The organism is Mycolicibacterium agri (assembly GCF_002553505.1).
GTDB classification, from domain to species: domain Bacteria; phylum Actinomycetota; class Actinomycetes; order Mycobacteriales; family Mycobacteriaceae; genus Mycobacterium; species Mycobacterium agri.
In genome coordinates, this window is sequence record NZ_PDCP01000097.1 from 1 (window position 1) to 19,121 (window position 19,121).

At 65.7% G+C, this 19,121-nt stretch carries 23 protein-coding genes; 18 read left to right on the top strand and 5 right to left on the bottom strand.

The features are described from left to right. The 4 genes from CQY20_RS29330 to CQY20_RS29345 all read right to left on the bottom strand — a co-directional run. On the bottom strand, nucleotides 1–371 hold a 371-nt coding region (locus CQY20_RS29330), incomplete at its 3' end, for a CoA transferase (RefSeq protein ID WP_420093247.1). Nucleotides 372–418: 47 nt separating this feature from the next. Next, the gene (locus tag CQY20_RS29335; RefSeq protein ID WP_097944149.1) at nucleotides 419–1,375 is read right to left on the bottom strand and encodes an LLM class F420-dependent oxidoreductase; all 957 of its coding nucleotides are present in this window, start codon (nucleotides 1,373–1,375) and stop codon (nucleotides 419–421) included. Nucleotides 1,376–1,511: 136 nt separating this feature from the next. Next, nucleotides 1,512–1,943: a cobalamin B12-binding domain-containing protein gene (locus tag CQY20_RS29340; RefSeq protein ID WP_097944179.1), complete on the bottom strand. Its 432-nt coding sequence runs from the start codon at nucleotides 1,941–1,943 to the stop codon at nucleotides 1,512–1,514. Between the two features lie 5 nt (nucleotides 1,944–1,948). Further along, the gene (locus CQY20_RS29345) at nucleotides 1,949–3,526 is read right to left on the bottom strand and encodes a methylmalonyl-CoA mutase family protein (protein ID WP_097944151.1); all 1,578 of its coding nucleotides are present in this window, start codon (nucleotides 3,524–3,526) and stop codon (nucleotides 1,949–1,951) included. A 185-nt stretch (nucleotides 3,527–3,711) separates the two neighbouring features. Between CQY20_RS29345 and CQY20_RS29350 the strand changes: the two genes are divergently transcribed. The 5 genes from CQY20_RS29350 to CQY20_RS29370 all read left to right on the top strand — a co-directional run bounded on the left by CQY20_RS29350 (nucleotide 3,712) and on the right by CQY20_RS29370 (nucleotide 8,178). Further along, complete coding sequence (locus tag CQY20_RS29350) at nucleotides 3,712–4,539, top strand: SDR family oxidoreductase (RefSeq protein WP_097944153.1); 828 nt, start codon at nucleotides 3,712–3,714, stop codon at nucleotides 4,537–4,539. Then, the gene (locus tag CQY20_RS29355; RefSeq protein WP_097944155.1) at nucleotides 4,536–6,023 is read left to right on the top strand and encodes a class I adenylate-forming enzyme family protein; all 1,488 of its coding nucleotides are present in this window, start codon (nucleotides 4,536–4,538) and stop codon (nucleotides 6,021–6,023) included. Before CQY20_RS29350 ends, CQY20_RS29355 begins: the two co-directional genes overlap by 4 nt. 9 nt (nucleotides 6,024–6,032) lie before the next feature. Then, on the top strand, nucleotides 6,033–6,335 hold the full coding sequence (locus tag CQY20_RS29360; RefSeq protein WP_097944157.1) for a hypothetical protein: 303 nt from the start codon (nucleotides 6,033–6,035) through the stop codon (nucleotides 6,333–6,335). Nucleotides 6,336–6,343: 8 nt separating this feature from the next. Then, nucleotides 6,344–6,604: a hypothetical protein gene (locus CQY20_RS29365; protein ID WP_097944159.1), complete on the top strand. Its 261-nt coding sequence runs from the start codon at nucleotides 6,344–6,346 to the stop codon at nucleotides 6,602–6,604. Nucleotides 6,605–6,861: 257 nt separating this feature from the next. Beyond that, on the top strand, nucleotides 6,862–8,178 hold the full coding sequence (locus CQY20_RS29370) for an MFS transporter (RefSeq protein ID WP_097944161.1): 1,317 nt from the start codon (nucleotides 6,862–6,864) through the stop codon (nucleotides 8,176–8,178). 1 nt (nucleotide 8,179) lies between these two features. Here the strand turns inward: CQY20_RS29370 and CQY20_RS29375 are convergent, their stop codons facing one another. Further along, nucleotides 8,180–9,259 (bottom strand): NAD(P)H-dependent amine dehydrogenase family protein, encoded by a 1,080-nt coding sequence (locus CQY20_RS29375; protein ID WP_097944181.1) that lies wholly within the window; start codon nucleotides 9,257–9,259, stop codon nucleotides 8,180–8,182. 192 nt (nucleotides 9,260–9,451) lie between these two features. On the opposite strand from CQY20_RS29375, the gene CQY20_RS29380 reads away from it, so the two are divergent. The 13 genes from CQY20_RS29380 to CQY20_RS29435 all read left to right on the top strand — a co-directional run bounded on the left by CQY20_RS29380 (nucleotide 9,452) and on the right by CQY20_RS29435 (nucleotide 19,082). Further along, nucleotides 9,452–10,051 (top strand): TetR/AcrR family transcriptional regulator, encoded by a 600-nt coding sequence (locus CQY20_RS29380; RefSeq protein ID WP_097944163.1) that lies wholly within the window; start codon nucleotides 9,452–9,454, stop codon nucleotides 10,049–10,051. 85 nt (nucleotides 10,052–10,136) lie between these two features. Then, entirely contained in the window at nucleotides 10,137–10,856 is a 720-nt protein-coding gene (locus CQY20_RS29385) for a hypothetical protein (RefSeq protein ID WP_097944183.1), read from the top strand. Between the two features lie 9 nt (nucleotides 10,857–10,865). Continuing rightward, nucleotides 10,866–11,468: a TetR family transcriptional regulator gene (locus tag CQY20_RS29390; RefSeq protein ID WP_097944165.1), complete on the top strand. Its 603-nt coding sequence runs from the start codon at nucleotides 10,866–10,868 to the stop codon at nucleotides 11,466–11,468. Between the two features lie 169 nt (nucleotides 11,469–11,637). Then, complete coding sequence (locus CQY20_RS29395) at nucleotides 11,638–13,167, top strand: nitric oxide reductase activation protein NorD (RefSeq protein ID WP_097944167.1); 1,530 nt, start codon at nucleotides 11,638–11,640, stop codon at nucleotides 13,165–13,167. Next, nucleotides 13,164–13,940: a CbbQ/NirQ/NorQ/GpvN family protein gene (locus CQY20_RS29400; protein WP_097944169.1), complete on the top strand. Its 777-nt coding sequence runs from the start codon at nucleotides 13,164–13,166 to the stop codon at nucleotides 13,938–13,940. The genes CQY20_RS29395 and CQY20_RS29400 overlap by 4 nt, the downstream gene beginning before the upstream one ends. A 14-nt stretch (nucleotides 13,941–13,954) precedes the next feature. Next, on the top strand, nucleotides 13,955–14,083 hold the full coding sequence (locus CQY20_RS36030) for a hypothetical protein (RefSeq protein ID WP_272938841.1): 129 nt from the start codon (nucleotides 13,955–13,957) through the stop codon (nucleotides 14,081–14,083). Continuing rightward, nucleotides 14,080–14,808, top strand: coding sequence for a hypothetical protein (locus CQY20_RS29405; protein WP_097944170.1), 729 nt, complete (start codon nucleotides 14,080–14,082; stop codon nucleotides 14,806–14,808). Before CQY20_RS36030 ends, CQY20_RS29405 begins: the two co-directional genes overlap by 4 nt. Before the next feature lie 22 nt (nucleotides 14,809–14,830). Then, the gene (locus CQY20_RS29410; RefSeq protein ID WP_097944185.1) at nucleotides 14,831–15,253 is read left to right on the top strand and encodes a hypothetical protein; all 423 of its coding nucleotides are present in this window, start codon (nucleotides 14,831–14,833) and stop codon (nucleotides 15,251–15,253) included. Further along, on the top strand, nucleotides 15,253–16,494 hold the full coding sequence (locus CQY20_RS29415) for a cytochrome P450 (RefSeq protein WP_174814669.1): 1,242 nt from the start codon (nucleotides 15,253–15,255) through the stop codon (nucleotides 16,492–16,494). The genes CQY20_RS29410 and CQY20_RS29415 overlap by 1 nt, the downstream gene beginning before the upstream one ends. Beyond that, nucleotides 16,487–16,906 (top strand): VOC family protein, encoded by a 420-nt coding sequence (locus CQY20_RS29420; protein WP_097944171.1) that lies wholly within the window; start codon nucleotides 16,487–16,489, stop codon nucleotides 16,904–16,906. The genes CQY20_RS29415 and CQY20_RS29420 overlap by 8 nt, the downstream gene beginning before the upstream one ends. A gap of 6 nt (nucleotides 16,907–16,912) precedes the next feature. Beyond that, on the top strand, nucleotides 16,913–18,151 hold the full coding sequence (locus CQY20_RS29425) for a cytochrome P450 (protein WP_097944173.1): 1,239 nt from the start codon (nucleotides 16,913–16,915) through the stop codon (nucleotides 18,149–18,151). Beyond that, complete coding sequence (locus CQY20_RS29430) at nucleotides 18,148–18,714, top strand: EXPERA domain-containing protein (protein ID WP_097944175.1); 567 nt, start codon at nucleotides 18,148–18,150, stop codon at nucleotides 18,712–18,714. Before CQY20_RS29425 ends, CQY20_RS29430 begins: the two co-directional genes overlap by 4 nt. After that, nucleotides 18,711–19,082: an SDR family NAD(P)-dependent oxidoreductase gene (locus CQY20_RS29435; protein WP_097944177.1), complete on the top strand. Its 372-nt coding sequence runs from the start codon at nucleotides 18,711–18,713 to the stop codon at nucleotides 19,080–19,082. Before CQY20_RS29430 ends, CQY20_RS29435 begins: the two co-directional genes overlap by 4 nt. Nucleotides 19,083–19,121 lie beyond the last annotated feature (39 nt).

Genomic DNA, 19,121 nt, shown 5'->3' on the forward strand with positions numbered 1-19,121 from the left:
ACCCCGGTCCCCGCCTGGATCACGTAGTCGAACGCCGGATCGTCACCGCCGTCCATTCCGAACCCGGTCAGCGCCACGCACACGATCTTGTCGTTGTAGCGGCGCAGCGCCTCGTAGGTGAGCCCGAGCCGGCGTATCGCCGAGGGCTTCATATTCACCAGCAGCGCATGAGATTCCGCGACCAGCGCACCAAGCCGGCGCTGCCCCCCTTCCGACCTGAGGTCCAGCACCACGCTCTGCTTGTTGCGGTTCAGGCTCGCGAAATAGCTGTCGCTGACCTGCCGCGAGATCTCGCCGCCCGGCGGCTCGATCTTGATCACCTCGGCGCCGAGGTCGGCGAGCATCATCGTGGCGTACGGACCGGCGAGCATCACGCCGACCTCGAGGACGCGGATGCCCGCCAGCGGTCCCTGGCCGGTCACCGGAGGGCCTTGGCAAGCTCGGCGATCACCTCGCGGGTGCGGTATTTCGAGGCGACAAGCTCGTCGCGGTTGTTGCCGATCGGCAGCAGCCGCACCGACAGATCGGTGACACCGGCGTCGGCGAAGCGGCGGAACCGCGCCAGGATCGCCTCCTCGTCGCCGGCTGCGCACAGATCGCCGACGTTGCGAGCATCGCCGCGGTCGAGCAGCCGCTGGTAGTTCGGCGACGTCTCCGCCTCGGCCAGAATGCGATTCGCGCGCTCCTTGGCCGCATCGATCTCCGAGTTCGCGCACAGGCAGACCGGGATTCCCGCGACGATCCGCGGCGCGGGCCTGCCTGCCTCGGCCGCCGCCTTGGTGATTTTGGGCGCGATGTGTTCACCGATGGCCTTCTCGTCGGCCATCCACAGCACAGTGCCGTCGGCGTGCTCGCCCGCGATCTGCAGCATCACCGGGCCCAGCGCCGCCACCAGCACCGGCATCGGTGTCTCAGCGGCCAACACGGTCGGGTTGTGCACGGTGAACGAGTCGTTCTCGACGTCGACCGGGCCCGGACCGGCGATCGCGGCATTGAGCACCTTGAGGTAATCGCGGGTGTAGGCGGCCGGCTTCTCATACGGGATGCCCAGCATGTCCCGCACGATCCAGTGGTGCGAAGGGCCGACGCCGAGCGCCAAACGACCGCCCGCGATCGCGTGGATCGAAAGAGCTTGGCGGGCAAGCGCTACCGGATGCTGCGCCTGCAACGGCACCACGGCGGTGCCCAGTTCGATGCGCGAGGTGTGCGCGGCCATCAACGCCACCATGGAAAGCGCGTCGAAATCGTCGGGCACCTGCGGCATCCACGCGGTGTCCATGCCCGCGGACTCGGCCCACTCGATGTCGGACACCAGCTTGGTCACCTTGCGGGTCATGTCGCCGCGCTCGGCGCCGATCATCACGCCTAGGCGCATGGCAATCCCCCGTTTCCGCGTGCCAACCCTCGGCGTCCGCCCGGCAGTCCCCCGTTCCCCCGTGCCGAGCGTGAATCCTCTGCGAAAAATCGGCCCGGAAATCGCACAGGCTTCACGTTCGGCGAGTGAACAAGCCTCATACCGACTCCCCCGCCTTCTCGGTCAGCGCGCGCACGTCGCGCACGAGCGCCTCCAGCGGTGTGCCGGTCGGGAACACGGCGGCCGCACCGGCGGCCAGCAGCTTGGGCACGTCGGCCTCCGGGATGGTGCCGCCCACCACCACGGCGATGTCGCCGGCGTCGGCGGCCCGCAGCGCCTCGACGGTGCGGGTGGTCAGCGCGACGTGCGCACCCGACAGGATGCTCAACCCGACGAGCGCGACGTCCTCCTGCAGCGCTATCGAGACGATGTCCTCGATGCGCTGCCGAATTCCGGTGTAGATGACCTCGAACCCGGCATCGCGCAGCGCGCGGGCGACGATCTTGGCGCCCCGATCATGGCCGTCGAGACCGGGTTTCGCGATGAGCACCCGGGCGGGCGAGGCGAAATCCTGGGCAAAGCTGTTGATTGACACTAGAACACCACCGGCTGTTGGAACTCGCCCCACACGGCTTTCAGTGCGTTCACCATCTCTCCCACCGTGCAGTATTTGTTGGCGCAGTCGATCAGATAGTGCATGAGGTTGTCGTCGCCCTCAGCCGCGCGCGACAGCGCGGCCAGGCTCGACGCCACCGCGCCGGAATCACGCTCGGCCTTGACTTTCGACAGCCGCTTCAACTGGGTGTCACGGCCCTCGGCGTCAAGCTCGTACATCGCGACGTCCGGCGTCGACTCGTCGGTGACGAACTTGTTCACCCCGACGACGGGCCTGGCGCCCGACTCGATCTCCTGATGGATCTTGAACGCCTCGTCGGCGATCAGGCCCTGCAGATAACCGTCCTCGATCGCGCGCACCATGCCGCCGTGGGCCTCGAGATCGGCCATGATCTCGATGATCTTCTCCTCGGTCGCGTCGGTGAGCGCCTCGACGAAATAACTGCCGCCGAGCGGGTCGGCGACGGCGGCCACGCCCGTTTCATAGGCCAGGATCTGCTGGGTGCGCAGCGCCAGCGTCGCGGACTCCTCGGTGGGCAGCGCGAACGGCTCGTCCCATGCGGCGGTGAACATCGACTGCACGCCGCCGAGCACCGAGGCCATCGCTTCATAGGCGACGCGCACGATGTTGTTCTGCGCTTGCGGCCCGTACAGCGAGGCGCCGCCCGATACGCAGCCGAACCGGAACATCGACGCCCTGTCGCTGGTGGCGCCGTAGCGTTCCCTCACGATCGTGGCCCAGCGCCGCCGGCCCGCGCGGTACTTGGCGATCTCCTCGAAGAAGTCGCCGTGGGTGTAGAAGAAGAACGAGATCTGTGGCGCGAATTGGTCGATGGTCATCCGGCCGCGCTCGATGACGGTATCGCAGTAGGTGACCCCGTCGGCCAGCGTGAACGCCATCTCCTGCACGGCGTTCGCGCCGGCGTCGCGGAAGTGCGCGCCCGCCACCGAGATCGCGTTGAACTTCGGCACTTCGGCCGCGCAGAACTCGATGGTGTCGGCGATCAGCCGCAGCGAGGGCTCCGGCGGCCAGATCCAGGTGCCGCGGGAGGCGTACTCCTTGAGGATGTCGTTCTGGATGGTGCCGGTGAGCTTGGCGCGCGGCACACCCTTCTTCTCCGCCGCGGCGACATAGAAGGCCAGCAGGATGGCGGCGGTGCCGTTGATCGTGAAGCTGGTGCTGATCGCATCGAGCGGGATGCCGTCGAACAGGATCTCGGCGTCGGCGAGCGTGTCGACCGCGACGCCGACCCGGCCCACCTCCTCGCTGACCTCGGGATCGTCGGAGTCGAAGCCGCACTGGGTCGGCAGGTCGAGTGCCACCGAAAGGCCGGTGCCGCCCTGGTCCAGCAGGTATCGGTAGCGGCGATTGGACTCTTCGGCCGTGCCGAAGCCCGAGTACTGCCGGAAGGTCCACAACTTGCCCCGATATCCGCTCGCGAAGTTGCCGCGGGTGAACGGATACGTACCCGGAGCAGGCGGTTCGCTGGACCGATCAGCCGGTCCGTACACGGGCTGCAGCGGGATGCCGGATGGTGTGTGAGCTGGGTCGGTCATCACTCGATAACGTACTTGCAAAAAATGAGAATGCCAATACCGCAAATCGCAAACGTGCACGGCTTATCGGGTGCGAACACCACGGGAAACCGGGCGACGACCCGGTACACAGTGATTATGGCACTTGCGTAAAATGAGAATGCCAATACCGATTTGTTAGGGTGAGGCTCGTCGACAGGAGCGCCATGTCCCAGACGTTTTCCGATCGCACCCTGGTCATCTCCGGCGCCAGCCGGGGTATCGGCCTGGCGATCGCGCTCGGCGCGGCCGGGCGGGGTGCGAACGTCGTGCTGCTCGCCAAGACGGCCGAACCGCACCCCAAGCTGCCGGGCACCGTGCACACCGCTGTCGCCGAAATCGAGGCCGCGGGCGGCAAGGGCGTGGCCGTCGTCGGCGACGTGCGCAACGAGGACGACGTGGCGCGCACGATCGACACGGCGGTCGAGCACTTCGGCGGCGTCGACATCTGCGTCAACAACGCCAGCGCGATCGCCACCGAACCGACCGAGCGGCTCACGGCCAAGAAGTTCGACCTGATGATGGATATCAATGTCCGGGGCACGTTCCTGCTGACCAAGGCCGCGCTACCGCATCTGCGGAAGTCGCCCGACCCGCACGTGTTGACGCTGGCGCCGCCGCTGAACATGAACCCGCACTGGCTCGGCGCACACCCGTCGTACACGCTGTCGAAGTACGGCATGACATTGCTGTCGCTGGGCTGGGCGGCCGAATATGCCGACGCGGGAATCGGTTTCGCCTGTCTGTGGCCGCAGACCTACATCGCGACCGCCGCGGTGGCCAACCTCGCCGACGGCGACAAGCTGGCCGCCCGTTCGCGCGCCCCGCAGATCATGGGCGACGCCGCGGTCGAGATCTTCTCCAGGCCCGCCGCCGAGGTGAACGGCAAGTGCTTCATCGACTCCGAGGTGCTGGCCGAGGCGGGCGTCACCGACCTGTCGCGCTACGGCGGTGGCGGCGATCCCAAACTTGATATCTTCGTCGACAAATCATGAGCATCTCATTGCTGCTCGAGATGGCTTCCTCGGGCGATCCCGACCGGACGGCTGTGGTCTCCGGCGATGTGCGGTGGACGGCGAATGAACTGAGCGAATTCGCCGACCGCGCAGCAGGGGTCATAGCGGCCTCGGGCGCGCAGCACGTGGCCTATGTCGGCACCGGCGGGGCGATGTTGCCGCTGCTGCTTTTCTCCTCTGCGCGCGCGTCGGTGCCCGTCACCCCGCTGAATTACCGGCTCAGCGCCGACGGGCTGCGCGAACTGATCGATCGGCTGCCGACGCCGCTGGTGATCGCCGACGCCGAGTACGCCGACGTTGTGACGGGCGCGGGTAACCAGGTGCTCTCATCCGACGAGTTCATCGAGAAGGCGCGCACCGCCGAGCCCGCCGTCGAATTCGCCGATCCGGACACCGTCGCCGTCGTGCTGTTCACCTCCGGCACCACGTCGCGGCCGAAGGCCGTTGAGCTGACGCACAACAACTTGACGAGCTACATCACCGGCACCGTGGAGTTCGGTTCGGCGGCGCCCGATGACGCGGCGCTGATCTGTGTGCCGCCGTACCACATCGCCGGGGTCAGCGCGGCACTGTCCAACCTCTACGCAGGCCGAAAGATGGTGTATCTGACCAACTTCGACGCGCGCGAGTGGATCCGCTTGGTGCGCGACGAAGGCGTCACCTCGGCCACTGTCGTGCCCACGATGCTGGACCGGATCGTCGCGGTGTTGGAGGCCGAATCGGCCGCGTTGCCGACGTTGCGCTCGCTGGCATACGGCGGGTCGAAGGTCGCACTTCCGTTGGTGCGCAAGGCCTTATCGCTGCTGCCCGACGTCGGGTTCGTCAACGCCTACGGGCTCACCGAGACCAGTTCGACGATCGCGGTCCTGACCCCCGACGACCACCGCGAGGCGCTCGCCGCTGCCGACGAGAAAGTGGCACGCCGACTGGGCTCGGTCGGCCGCCCCGTGCCCACCGTCGAGGTGCAGATCCGCGCCGAAGACGGCTCCGTGCTCGGCCCCGGCGAACCCGGCGAGCTGTTCGTCCGTGGGGAACAGGTGTCCGGCAAGTACACCGACATCGGTTCTGTGCTCGACGACGACGGCTGGTTCCCCACCAAAGACGTGGCCTACCTCGACGAGGACGGCTACCTCTTCATCGGCGGCCGGTCCGACGACACCATCATCCGCGGCGGCGAGAACATCGCACCCGCCGAAATCGAGGACGTGCTGGTCGAGCATCCCCACGTGCGCGACTGCGCCGTCGTGGGGGCCGACGACCCGCAGTGGGGTCAGATCATCGTCGCCGTGGTGGTGCCCGCTGAGGGGTCCTGCCCCGACGTGGAGGATCTGCGCGGCTTCGTGCGGGGCCAACTGCGCGGGTCGCGCACACCGGACAAGGTGGTATTCCGCGACGAACTGCCGACCAACGCGACGGGCAAGGTGCTGCGCCGCGAACTCGTCAGCGAGCTGAACGCCAGTTAGGAGCCAACAATGATCAAGAACGGCACGCGCCTGCAGAGCCAGGTGTGCGACACCCAGGTGATCGTCGTCAGGTCCGCCGACAGCCTCGGCGACCTGCGCGCCGGCGGCGCTCCGATGGTGCCGATCGGCGAAGAAGTCTCGAGTGAATTCACGCTGGATCCCGCCTTCTCCGATGGGAATCTGATGGGCAAGCGCTACGTCGACGAGAACGGCGCCGAGGTACTGGTGACCAAGGCGGGCAAGGGCACACTGTCGGTGGGGACGACACCGCTGACCATCAAGGAAGCCAAACCGCTTCCGGCCAGCGACTGACACCGACGATGTCCGTTGAGGCGGCCGCCGCAACGCGGGTGTCGCCGGTGCGCGTCGCGGTGGCCAGCTTCATCGGCACCACCGTCGAGTTCTACGACTTCCTCATCTACGGGACGGCGGCCGCGTTCGCGCCGACCATCGCGGCCGCGCTCTACAACGCGACCCACACCAGCGACGCTATCGTCGGCTACCTCGTCGCCGTGTCGATCATCTCGGCGATATCGGTCAGCCTGCTGCCCGGCAGATGGCGCGCGCCGGTCGCCGACTAGCGACCGTCACCCTCGCATCACCGGCCTCATCAACGGGCAGAGTGTTAGATCCGGGCGAATCCGGCAATCCTGGCGGCATGGAAGCGACCGACACGCGTTCCCGCGACCCCATTTCCGGCTGCGTTCTTGACGTGCGGAGTGACGCCACAGGCGGTACTTTTACACGCCGGCCGTCGCTGGCCATGGTCCACGCGCTCGGCCACAGGCACATCACAGATCGACGACACGGGTGATTTCGACTGCTCGAAGGAAGCGCCATGACTCTGCCCGATGAGGTCTCGCACCGACAGCCCGAGACGCCCGCCATCCGAAAAGCGGTGCGGGGAGCGGCGATCGGCAACACCGTCGAGTGGTTCGACTTCGCGATCTACAGCGTGTTGGCCACCTACATCGCCGACAAGTTCTTCCCGTCCGGCAACGACACCGTCGCACTGCTCAACACCTTTGCGATCTTCGCGGCGGCCTTTTTCATGCGCCCACTGGGTGGTTTCTTCTTCGGCCCGCTGGCCGACCGCATCGGCCGCCAGCGCGTGCTGGCCATCGTGATCCTGCTGATGTCGGGTTCCACTTTCGCGATCGGCCTCGTGCCGAGCTATGACACCATCGGCGTCGCGGCGCCGCTGATCCTTCTGCTTCTCCGCTGCCTGCAGGGGTTTTCAGCGGGCGGCGAGTATGGCAGCGGGGCGTGCTTCCTCGCCGAGTACGCACCGGACAAGCACCGCGGATTCATCGTCTCGTTCCTGGTGTGGTCGGTGGTGGTCGGCTTCCTGCTCGGATCGATCACCGTCACCGTGCTGCAGGCGGTACTGTCCGAGGCGGCCATGGATTCGTATGGCTGGCGGATACCGTTCCTGCTCGCAGGTGTGCTCGGCGTCGTCGGCCTCTATATCCGTCTGCGCCTTCGCGATACGCCTGAGTTCGAGGAATTGCAGGCCGAAGGCGATGTCTCGGAGTCGCCGCTGAAGGAGGCCCTGACGTCCTCATGGCGGCCCATCTTGCAGATCTTCGGCCTCGTCCTCGTCCACAACGTGGGCTTCTACACGGTGTTCACGTTTCTGCCGAGCTACTTCACCCAGACCCTCAAGCTGACCAAGATGGACGCGTTCGTCTCGATCACGATCGCCAGTGTGGTTGCCCTGGTTTTGATTCCACCGCTGGGCGCCCTGTCCGACCGGATTGGTCGCAAGTCGTTATTGATTGCGGGTTCGGTGGGCTCCATCGTGTTCGCCTATCCGCTTTTCGTGCTGCTGAATTCGGGTTCCCTTGCGGCCGCAGTCGCCGGGCACGCCGGCCTGGCGGCGGTGGAGGCGGTGTTCGTGTCGGCCTCGCTGGCGGCGGGCGCCGAGTTGTTCGCAACGCGGGTGCGATCGGGCGCGTACTCCATCGGCTACAACGTCTCGGTGGCGATCTTCGGGGGTACGGCGCCATACGTGGCGACGTGGCTGACGGACCGGACCGGCAACGAGCTCGCGCCCGCCTATTACCTCATCATCGCGGCGATCGTCTCGCTCGCAACGGTGTTGACGATGAAAGAGACCGCGGCGCGGCCGCTGCGCAAGCACGTCACGGAATAGTTCAGGCTTTCCACATCAGGCCGCGGATGGCCTCGGCGGACGGGATATCCTCCACCGCGAGCATGCCTTTCGGCGCCCGGCACACCCAGTCGATGACATTGACGACGCGGGCCGCGGTCGAGACACATCCCGCCTCGGTGACATCGAGCGTCGGGTGGGAGACGTGCGTGTTGACTTCCACGCGCGGTTCGCCCTCGACGACGACGCGATGCACGCCCGGCTTGCCGTCGGGCGGGAATTCCCAGTCCGGCGCCGAGGCCGCGGTCAGCCGGGTGATGTGTTCCATGGTGATCACGGGCACGCCGTCGCGCACGCCTTCGACCGCGAACCGCACGGCGGCCAATCCTCCCGGCTCCACGGTTGCCATCTTGCATTCGATCCGCTGCTCGGTGTACCAGGGCTCGATGCGCTGGCGAAGCACGTCGAGTTCAACGCCGAGTTGATCGGCCAGATTGCGCACCGGACCGCCCCACATCGTGGTCAAGACGCCCGGCAGAAACAGCATCGGCGTCTTGTCCTCCGGCGTGGTGCCGAAACCCATTGAGGTTCCGGTGAACTCGTAATCGTCGTAGTTGGCGTAGTCGAAGATCTCCTGAACGGTGATCGAGTCGGCGCGGGTGACGAGGCTCAGCGCACTGTGCACCTGGGTGTCACCCGAATAGCCGGGGTCGATGCCGTTGACGTACAGCGAGGCGTTGCCCTGCTCGCAGGCCTGCTCGAGCGGCACCCGCAACCAGTCGTCGACCTGGCGTGGCGTCACCAACCAGACCATCGACGTGGCCACCACATTGATGCCTGCAGCGAGAAACTTGGTCATCTGCTCTAGGGCCTCGGTGGGCCTGGTTTCACCAACCGCGGTGTAGACGACGCAATCCGGCTGCAATGCGATCAACGCATCGATGTCATCGGTTGCGACTATGCCGGTTGGCTCGCGCCACCCGCACAGTTCGGCTGCGTCGCGACCAATCTTGTTCGGGCTGGCGGCATGCACACCCACCAACTCGAGATCGGGTCTGCCGATGACGGCCCGCAGCGAATGTTGGCCGACGTTGCCGGTGGAAAACTGGACTACCCTGCGCATCGCCGTATGGCCCTCCTTCACCTGGCCGGTGCCGACCCCCATCTAACGTCGCGCGCTGACTCAGGTCAACAAGCGATCTCGCGACTCGCCTCGGACCGCGGCACCCGCACGCTGACGGCACGCCATATCGTTGACCGTGAACCCGGTGGACGTGCCGGCGGCGCGAGCAGAAGGCGGACGGGAAGACAGGCGATGGCAACGGCAGACAAACTCTCGGCGCGCGAAGCGAAGCGGCTACAGACTAGAGAGCGCCTGCTCGGTGCGGCCATCGCGGAGTTCAAACGCGCCGGTATGGCCGAGGCCGATGTCGGCGCGATCGTGTCGGCGGCCGGGGTGGCCCACGGCACCTTCTTCTTCCACTTCCCGACGAAGGAGCACGTGCTGCTCGAGCTGGAGCATCGCGAAGAGCAGCGAATCGCCAACGAGTTCAGTCGTTTTGCGCAACGCAAGAATGACCTCGAGGCGGCGCTGCACGAAGCGGTCCGGCTTGTCGTCGCGCTCGAGCGTCGCCTCGGCGCGCTTCTGTTCAAGGACTTCCTCGCGTTGCACTTCTCTCAGACCCGGCCGCCGATCGAGGACGGCCGAGACCACGCGCTCATCGTGAAGATGGCCGAGCAGATCGAGCAAGCCAAGGCCGAAGGCCGCGTCGCCGACGACGTCAATCCGATGAACAGCGCCGTGTTCTTTCTGCTCGGCCTCTACGCGTTGCTGACGACAACGACCAGCTGGCCGACACGGGCAGCCATGCTCGACGACTACGTCGCCAGGACACTGCGCAGCTTGCAGGCGTAGTTTCGCTTACTGCAGTCATTGACTTCAGTCAGTATCTGGACTACAACAAGGTGGTCCGGCTGCGGAAGGAAGCGTGAACCTGGCCATGGTGAACCTGCGCGCCAAGAACGGTGGTCCGAAGGCGGCGCCCGCCACCGGGCTGAGCCTCGACGAGCACGAGGAACGATCGCGACTGGCCCAGCGTCACGCCGACAAGTGGCTGATCTCGGGCAGCATCCTCATCGGCACAACCGCGCTCGGCATCTTCGGCCTGCCGCTCTTCTTGCGCGGTGTGTGGCTGCTGCGGCGGGCACAACGCGACGGCCTGTCCGTGCGCCCCATGCTGGTCACCCTGCTTGGCTATCTGGTCATCATCGACGCCGCCATCAACACCGTGGGGTGGGCACTCGACATGGTCGCCAACCACACGCTGCTGGCCCGAGTGCTGCTCACCGGCTGGGGCAACATGTTCGACGCGGGTTATTTCTGGCACTTCAACGAACTGTGGATTGGCGGCGCCGCGGGACCCGGTGAAAAGGGCTGGGAAATCGGGCTGATCTTCACCGTGTTCACGATGCGGATCGCCGCCGCGATCGGCTTCCTGCAGATGAAGCGGTGGGGTCACCAGTGGATGATCATCACGTGCTGGATGGGGGTGGTCATCTGGTGCGGCTATGTGTTCAACATGACGATGTACGCCGACGTCCGCTTCGCCGGCGTCGTCCTGCCGGTCATCGGCTGGTGGCTTTACGACATCTTCTACATCACGCCGTTCCTTGTCATCCCCTACCTGCACTCCGTCAACCGCGAAATCTTCACCGACTGAGCGGCATTCATGACGACATCGGTCAAGCCCACCACCCGCGAGGCGCGCAGGTTGCAGACCCGCTCGCGCATCCTCGGGGCGGCTACCGCGGAGTTCAAGCGCTGCGGCATGGCCGGCGCCGACATCGGCGCGATCGTGGCCGCCGCCGGCGTCGCCCACGGCACCTTCTTCTTCCACTTCCCGACCAAGGAACACGTAGTGCTGGAACTCGAGTCGCGAGAAGAGGCGCGAATCGCCGCCGAACTCGCTCGCTTCCTCGAGACACCGCGCGACATCGCCACCACCCTCGCCAAGACCACCGAGCTGGTGATCTCGGTCGAGGGTCGATTGGGCAACCTTCTATTCAAAGACGTTCTGGCGCTGCACTTCTCGCCATCGCGCCCCCAGGGCGAAGCGTGGACGGACCACCCGGTCATCGTGGCGCTGGTGAAGGAGATCGACCGCGCCCGCCAGGACGGTGAAACCCACCCCGACGTGGATCCTTTCTGTAGCGCGGTCTTCTTCCTGCTCAGCGTCTACGGGGTGCTCAGCACCACGCCGGGCCAGGCCGCATGCACCACCATGCTCAGGGAATTGGTCGCTACCGCCGTCCGAAGTCTGGAGGCCCGATGACTCCTTGTCCGTCACTGCCGTCCGTCACTGCCGTCCGTCACCAGGGAGGTTCAGCCATGGCATTTCTGTGGGAAATACTGCGATACGTCGCCGCGTGGGGCGGCACCATCCTGATCATCTGGTTCTGGTACTGGATGTTCTCCAACATCGGCACCTTCTGACGATTCTCATGGCCGACCTCTCGGATGCCCATGCGATGGCGCTTGAACGCAGCTGCGCCGTGACCGCGGTTGCATTGAGCGGACAGCGCCGAGATGGGGTCCGGCTCGTGACCGGCGCCCACCGCGCGTTGGGTCTGAACGCGGCGCTCACACACGTGCACGTGCCCTATCCGGTCCCGCCGGCCTGGAGCCGTCGAACCCTGACATGTGGTGTCGCGCTGCAATGCTCACCGTCAAAGGACCGGCTCACCGAATACCGGCTGAACGAACTGTCCGCGCGTGAACTGCGGGCACTCTGCCTGGTCGAGGCCGCCGTCGCGGTCGGCTGGATCTTCTCGCGCTGGCCCGGGCTGATGGCGGAACTGCGGTCCGCGTTGCCCGGCATCGACATCGCCGACGCCGACACGGACACGCGGGAAATGCTCAACCGCGCAATCGAACTGGCGCACACCACCGAACCGCTCGACGTTCCCGCGCTTCTCGGCCACCTTCCCGTGGCCTACACGGAGCCGCAGGGCATCGGCGATAAACTGCGGCACAGCTTCGGCAGGATGCCGTGGACGACGACGCAGAAGCGGCTGCCCCGGCCCTACTCGGTGCCCGTCGGCGGCGACGGCGGCGTCCGCAACCCCAATCTGCCGCCGCCGAACCGGCCGCAGGACAACGACTTCGACATCACGCCAGACCATCGCCCCGGCATCCCCTACCCGGAGTGGAACATGTGGACGCAGAGCTTCCTTCCGAATCACGTGGCAGTGCTGGAGAAAACCGAGACCCACCGCGTGCGTCACGCGGTCCCCGTCGCGGCCGAACTACGCAAGTGGTTCCAGGAGCACACACACCGGGCCATGACCGGCCGCCTCGAGGACGGCTGCGACGTCGACGTCGATCGATACGTCAGCCACTACATCGACCTGGCCGCCGGCGAGGCCGACGAACCGCGGATTTTCCGCGATCTGCTCCCCAGCAGCCGCGACGTCACTACCGCGCTGCTGCTCGACGGCAGTTCGTCGCTCGGGGTGCACGGCGGGCGCATCTTCGCCCTCGAACTGTCCTGCGCCGATGCGCTGTCCCGCGCGATGACGCTCGCGCGGGAACGCCACGGCGTCTTCGTGTTCACCGGCAACACCCGCCACCGCGTCGAGGTCCGCTGCCTCAAGGATTTCGAGGACCGCAGGTTCGTCCCGCCGAGCAAGCTGGGTCTGGCCGCAGGCGGATACACCAGGCTCGGCGCGCCGATACGCCACCTGACGAGCCGACTGCTTGCGCAGCCCTCCGAACGACGCCTGCTGATCGTCATCGGCGACGGTTTGATCTCCGACGAGGGCTACGAAGGCCGCTACGCGTGGGCCGATGCTGCACACGCGGTCGAGGAGGCCAACGACGCCGGCGTGTCCGTGTACTACGTCGGCGTCGGGCCCACCCGTGTCGATCCGCTGCCAGAAGTGTTCGGTCCACGCCGATCTCAGCGCATCAAGCGCGTCGAGGAACTCCCCCGTGTCCTTGCCCATGTTCATCGAGAGTTGGTGTCCGCGTGACGTCGAATGACTATTTCGCCAATGGCAACGAAGTGCAGCTGTTCGAGCAGGCCTTCCAACGCCGCCTGCCGGTAATGCTCACCGGCCCGACGGGCTGCGGCAAAACCCGGTTCGTCGAGCACATGGGCGTGCTGCTGCAACGCCCGGTAGTGACGATCAGCTGCCATGACGACCTCACCAGTTCCGACCTCGTCGGCCGCTTCATGGTCACCGGCGGCGATGTGGTGTGGACCGACGGGCCCCTGACCCGAGCGGTGAAGGCCGGTGCCATCTGCTACCTCGACGAGGTGGTGGAGGCGCGCCACGACTCGCTGGCCATCCTGCATTCGCTGACCGACCACCGGCGAGCTCTCTACCTCGACCGCGCCAACGAAGTCGTCGAGGCGCCAGACGGTTTCATGCTGGTGTGCTCGTACAACCCCGCCTTTCGCAGCTCGCTGAAGGAGCTCAAGCCGTCGTTCCGGCAGCGGTTCGTCACGCTGCCGATGCGCTATCTGCCTCCTGACCGCGAGGCAGAAGTGATCGTCGCGGAAGCCGGCATCCCGTTGCCGACGGCGCAGCGATTGGTGCAGTGCGCGGTCGCCATCCGCACCGCCGACGACGCGTTTCACTTCGAGCCGCCCTCGACCAGGGCGCTGGTCACCGCCGCGCAGCTCATCGCCGCGGGAGCAAGCGAACTGGACGCGGCCGAGGCCGCCATCCTCGCCCCGCTATCCACCGACGGCGCCATCACCGACGGGCTGCGGGAAATCGCCGCGGCCAGCCTGCTTTAGGAAGGAGCTCTCGAATGGACCAGAAGGAACGCAAGCGCAAGCGGGCGCTTATCGTGCTGCAAATAGTCATCTACGGCTACCTACTGATCATGTTCTCGATCCAGCTGTACATGTCGTTCGCGCGGGGCTGGTGGGACTTGTGAATCTGCCGCTGTTGAACCGGTTTTCGGGCGTCAAACCACAGGCTGCGCCGGGCGGTTCGGTCAGCCTGGACGCTCACGAGGAGCAGTCGCGTCAGGCTCAGCGCCGTGCGGACAAGTGGATGATCGCCGGCGCTGCCCTGATGGGTATGTGGGCGCCGGGGCTGATCGGATTCCCGATCTTCATGCGCGGGGTCTGGCTGCAACGTCAAGCGCTGCGGGCGGGTCTGTCGGTGCGGCCGATCATCGTCACGCTCATCGGCTATCTGGTGTTGATCGACGGCATGCTCAACAGCGTCGGGTGGGCGCTCGACCTCGTCGCCAACCACACGTTGATCAACAGGGTGCTGATGGTCGGCTGGGGCGCCATGTTCGACGCAGGCTACTTCTGGCACTACAACGAAGCCTGGATCGGCGGCGCGGCCGCACCCGGCGAAAAGGCGATGGTCTTCGGAATGATCCTCACCGTCTTCGCGATGCGCTGCGCCGCGGCGATCGGCTTCTTGCAGATGAAGCGGTGGGGCCACCAGTGGATGATCGTCACCTGCTGGATGGGCGTGCTCATCTGGTGCCTGTACGTGTTCAACATGACGATGTACGCCGACGTGCGCTACGCGGGTGTGGTGTTCCCAGTCATCGGGTGGTGGCTCTACGACATCTTCTACATCACGCCGTTCCTGGCCATCCCCTATCTGCACACGGTCAACCGCGAAATCTTCTCCGATTGAATGCCTTTGAAGGAGCACGACTATGACCACGCCAGCTACCACAGAGGATCAGAAGCCGGACGAGAACCTGCCGCCCGGCACCACCCCCTACTACGCCCGCATGCACAAGTGGATCAAGCGCGCGGTGTTGGTGTGTTTGGTCGCGCTCGTCATCGAAGGCGCATTCACCCTGCCCTTCATGGCGGTCTACTACGGCTACCCCACGCTGAGCCTCACCGAGATCTGCAGTGAACTGCTCAAGGTGCGCTTCTCCGATGACAATCTGGAATGCAAGTACCCCTACCCTCCGCTGGGTCCGCCCGAGGGCGCTGAAGGCAAGGACACCGCACAGGACGAGTGGGGCATTCAGCCGACTCCCAAATACCACCGGCTGGGGTTCCGCGAACTGGTGAAGATCCACGACGAACGCGTGGCCCGCCAAGCCGCGGAAGGACAGGGCGGCTGATGCCGACGCCCGAACAGCACGCGGACAACTGGGATCTGCGCCACGAGGACTTCAACGACAACGATTTCCTCTACGCGGTTTACTCGGTGATGCGACGGCGTGATTCGTTCGCCCACACCGACACCCCCTTCCTGACCCCGACCCCCGGCGGCGCGTGGGTGGCGGTGCGCTATCAGGACTGCTACTCGATCCTTCAGGACTGGCAGCACTTCTCCAGCAACCCCACGCCGGAGGCCGCCGAAAAGCTCGCAGGCGACCTCGTCATCACGCTCGACCCGCCGCGGCAGCAGATGTTCCGCAAGGTGCTCAACCCGTACTTCTCACCGGCGCGGATGAAGGCGCTGACACCGCAGATCCGCTGGGAGACCGACCGTCTCATCGATGACTTCATCGAGTCGGGGACGGGCGATCTGGCCCAGGTCGCGTGGCGGCAGCCCGGGGTGGTCTTCTTCAAGTATGTGCTTGGCATGCCGGTCGACGACGTCCCGCTGTGCATCGACCTGACCGATGACGCGCTGAACGGGCCGACCGAGGACGCGCGGATGGCCGCATGGGGCGGGCTGTACCAACACATCCACGACGCCGTGTCCGCGCGCATCGACGCACCACCGCGTGACGACATGATCGACGTGCTGCTTGCAGCCGAAATCGACGGCGAGAAGCTGGCGTTCAACGACGTCGTGTCCAACGCCATGCTTCTGGTCCAAGCCGGGCTCGAGACGACCGCAAGCGCCATGTCGTTCGCCTTCCACTATCTCGGCACACATCCCGAAGAGCGCGACCGGCTCATCCGCGAGCCCGACATCATGCCGCGCGCCGTCGAGGAGCTGATTCGGTTCGGCGGGTCGATCCATGGGATTCCGCGAACCGTCGCCAAAGAGACCGAGTTGAACGGCCACCGCTTCTGCCCCGGCGAATCGGTCATCGTCAACTACGCATCCGCCAACCGCGACGACGCCGAGTTCCCTGACGCAGATCGCTGCGTCCTTGACCGGCAAGCCAACCGACACCTCGGCTTCGGGTCGGGCGTGCACCGCTGCCTTGGGTCCAACCTGGCACGGCTGGAGTTCCGCATCGGCATCGAGCAGGTGCTGGCTCGGCTCCCCGACTACACGATTGCGTCCGACTCGGAGACCGTGTTCCACGGCAACTCCGTCACCCGCGGATTCCGTAGGCTCCCAGTCCTCTTCAGTCCCGGCCCGCAGGTCGCTGTCGACCCCGAGAGCGCAGCCAATGTCTGAGAACACACCTTCGCTCCATCACGTGGTCTTCGCCATCGCGCCCGAACGCCACGACTCCGTTGCGGAGATGTTCACCAGCCTCGGCTTCACCCTCGCACCGGCTGAACTGCCCGAACTCGGATTACGAATCAACCTGGACTGGGAACACGGAATCGAGCTCATCAGCCCGCTCCCCGGAGCCACCGCCGCCGTCGCCGCATCGGTCGCCGACTTCCTCGATACCAAAGGCGACGGAATCTACACCGTCGTGGTCCAGGTCCCCGACGCCGAAGCAGCCGAGGCGGTCACCGGTCGCTACGGTGCCGACATCCGCTTCCGGCAGAAGATGCAGGGCGACGGCACACATCTCGAAGAGATCGACCTGTCGGTGTTCGATCTGCCGATCACACTGCTGGACACCAACATTCCGTGAGCTGTGATGACCGAGTCGACCGTGAACACCACCAAGCCCAGCGTCTTTGAGGCCGGCCTTCCGGTTCTGCACTATGACGTCACGGACACGCCGCAGGACATCTATCCGCAATTCAGGGACGCGCAGCAGGCCGCGCCCATCGCACTCGGCCCCATCGGACCCGAGGTGCTGTCCTACGACCTCGCTCGAACAATTCTTCGAGATCCGCGTTTCGTGGTGCCCACCGGCATCCACCTGTCGGCGCACGGCATCACCTCAGGACCGTTGTGGGACAGGGTGACCCGCAGCATCCTCAACATGGAAGGCGAGGAACACCGTCGGCTCCGCAGCCTGGTCTCGCGGGCGTTCACGCCTCGGGCGACCGCCCGCATGCACGACACCATCCATGCCGTCATCAACGAACTCATCGACGGTGTGGTCGACTCGGGCCGGTGCGAGTTCGTCGCCGACATCGCTCGCCCCTACCCGATACCGGTCATCTGCGCGCTGCTCGGCGCACCGCGTGAGAACTGGCGGAAGTTCTCGCTGTGGGCCGAGGACATCTTCAAGATCGTCAGCTTCGACTGCAACCTCGCCGAGGAAGAGCCCGTCGTGCTCAAGGCGTGGGACGAATTCGACGCCTACATCGACGACATGATCGCCCAGCGTCGGCAGCGGTTGACCGACGATCTGCTCTCCGAGCTGATCCGGATCGAAGATCGCGGCGACCGACTCGACGCCGCCGAGCTGCGGATGCTGGCCTTCAGCATCCTGGTGGCCGGAACCGATACCACCCGCAGCCAGCTCGCGGCGTCGATGCAGGTGCTGTGCGACCACCCCGACCAATGGACGCTCCTGCGCGAGCGGCCCGAGCTGGCGATGCGCGCGGTTGAGGAGACCATGCGGCACTCTCCGTCGATGTGTTCCACCGTGCGCAGTGCCGTCGACGACGCCGAGACCGGCGAATACACGTTCCCCGCAGGTTCGTTCATTGTGGTCAACACCTATGCGGCCAATCGGGATGCGGCCATATACGACGACCCCACGCGGTTCGACATCACCCGTGACGATCCACCGCCCATCCTGACGTTCGGCGGCGGGGTGCACTACTGTCTCGGCGCCAATCTCGCGCGGCTCGAGTTGGCCGAGGCGCTGAAGGTGCTGTCTCAGCGTCTTCCCCGTCCCCGTTGTGTGGGCACCGTGCCGTGGAAACCGCTGCTCGGCCTGAGTGGGCCGACGAGTCTGTCGATGGAGTTCGCCTCATGAGTTCACTTTCCGTAGCAACGCCGGTCACCGCCGCACGCGAGGTCATTCCGCTTCGGGAACGCAAGGGCGACATCATCTTGTGGCTCTTCTTCCTCGTCAATGTCACGTTCGTGACCTACCAGGCCGATATCGAGCAGCTCGTCATCCGCGACCCCGACAACTTCACGTATCCGGTGTGGCCGCTGCCGTACATGGTCGACTTCCTGCACTGGTACTTCGCGAACTTCGACCCGCTGCTGTACGAGCGGCCGGTGTGGTACACCACGATCGTCATCATCGACCAGGTGGTGTACGGCCCCTTCTATATCGCTGCGCTGTATGCGTTTTGGAAGGGCAGAGAGTGGATCCGCAATTGGTCGATCATCTGGGCGTCGGTCATGCTCGCCACCGTCACCATCATCCTCGGCGAGGAGATCGCCGGCCCGTATGCCAGCGATCATCTGCCGCTGGTGTTCGCAACAAACGCGGGCTGGTTGATCGTCCCGATCTGGGTGCTGATCCGGATGTGGCGGGAGCACCCGTTCACGCGGCCCGTCACGACACTTGATGCGAGCCAGCCATGACATCGTTCGCGAAACGCTACGGGTCGTGGGCCGTCGTCGCCGGTGCGTCCGAGGGGCTTGGTGAAGCCTTCGCGCGAGACTGCGCGCGACGAGGTCTCAATGTCGCGGTTATCGCACGGCGCGTCGAGCTGGCACGGCGGCTTGCCGACGACATCGCCAGCACCGCCGGCGTGCAGACGCGCGCGATGCGCGCGGATCTGGCCAGCCGCGACGACCTCGATCACATCGTCGCCGACCTCGCCGACCTCGATGTGGGTCTGCTGATCTACAACGCCGCTTTCTCCGTCGTCGGGCCGTTCTGGAATTTTGACGTCGACACCCACTTGAAGGAGATTCTCAATGACGTTGTCAAGCGGCCGCAGCAGTAGTTGTGGGCTGGTAGACGGCGTGGTCGCGGAGCATTGCCC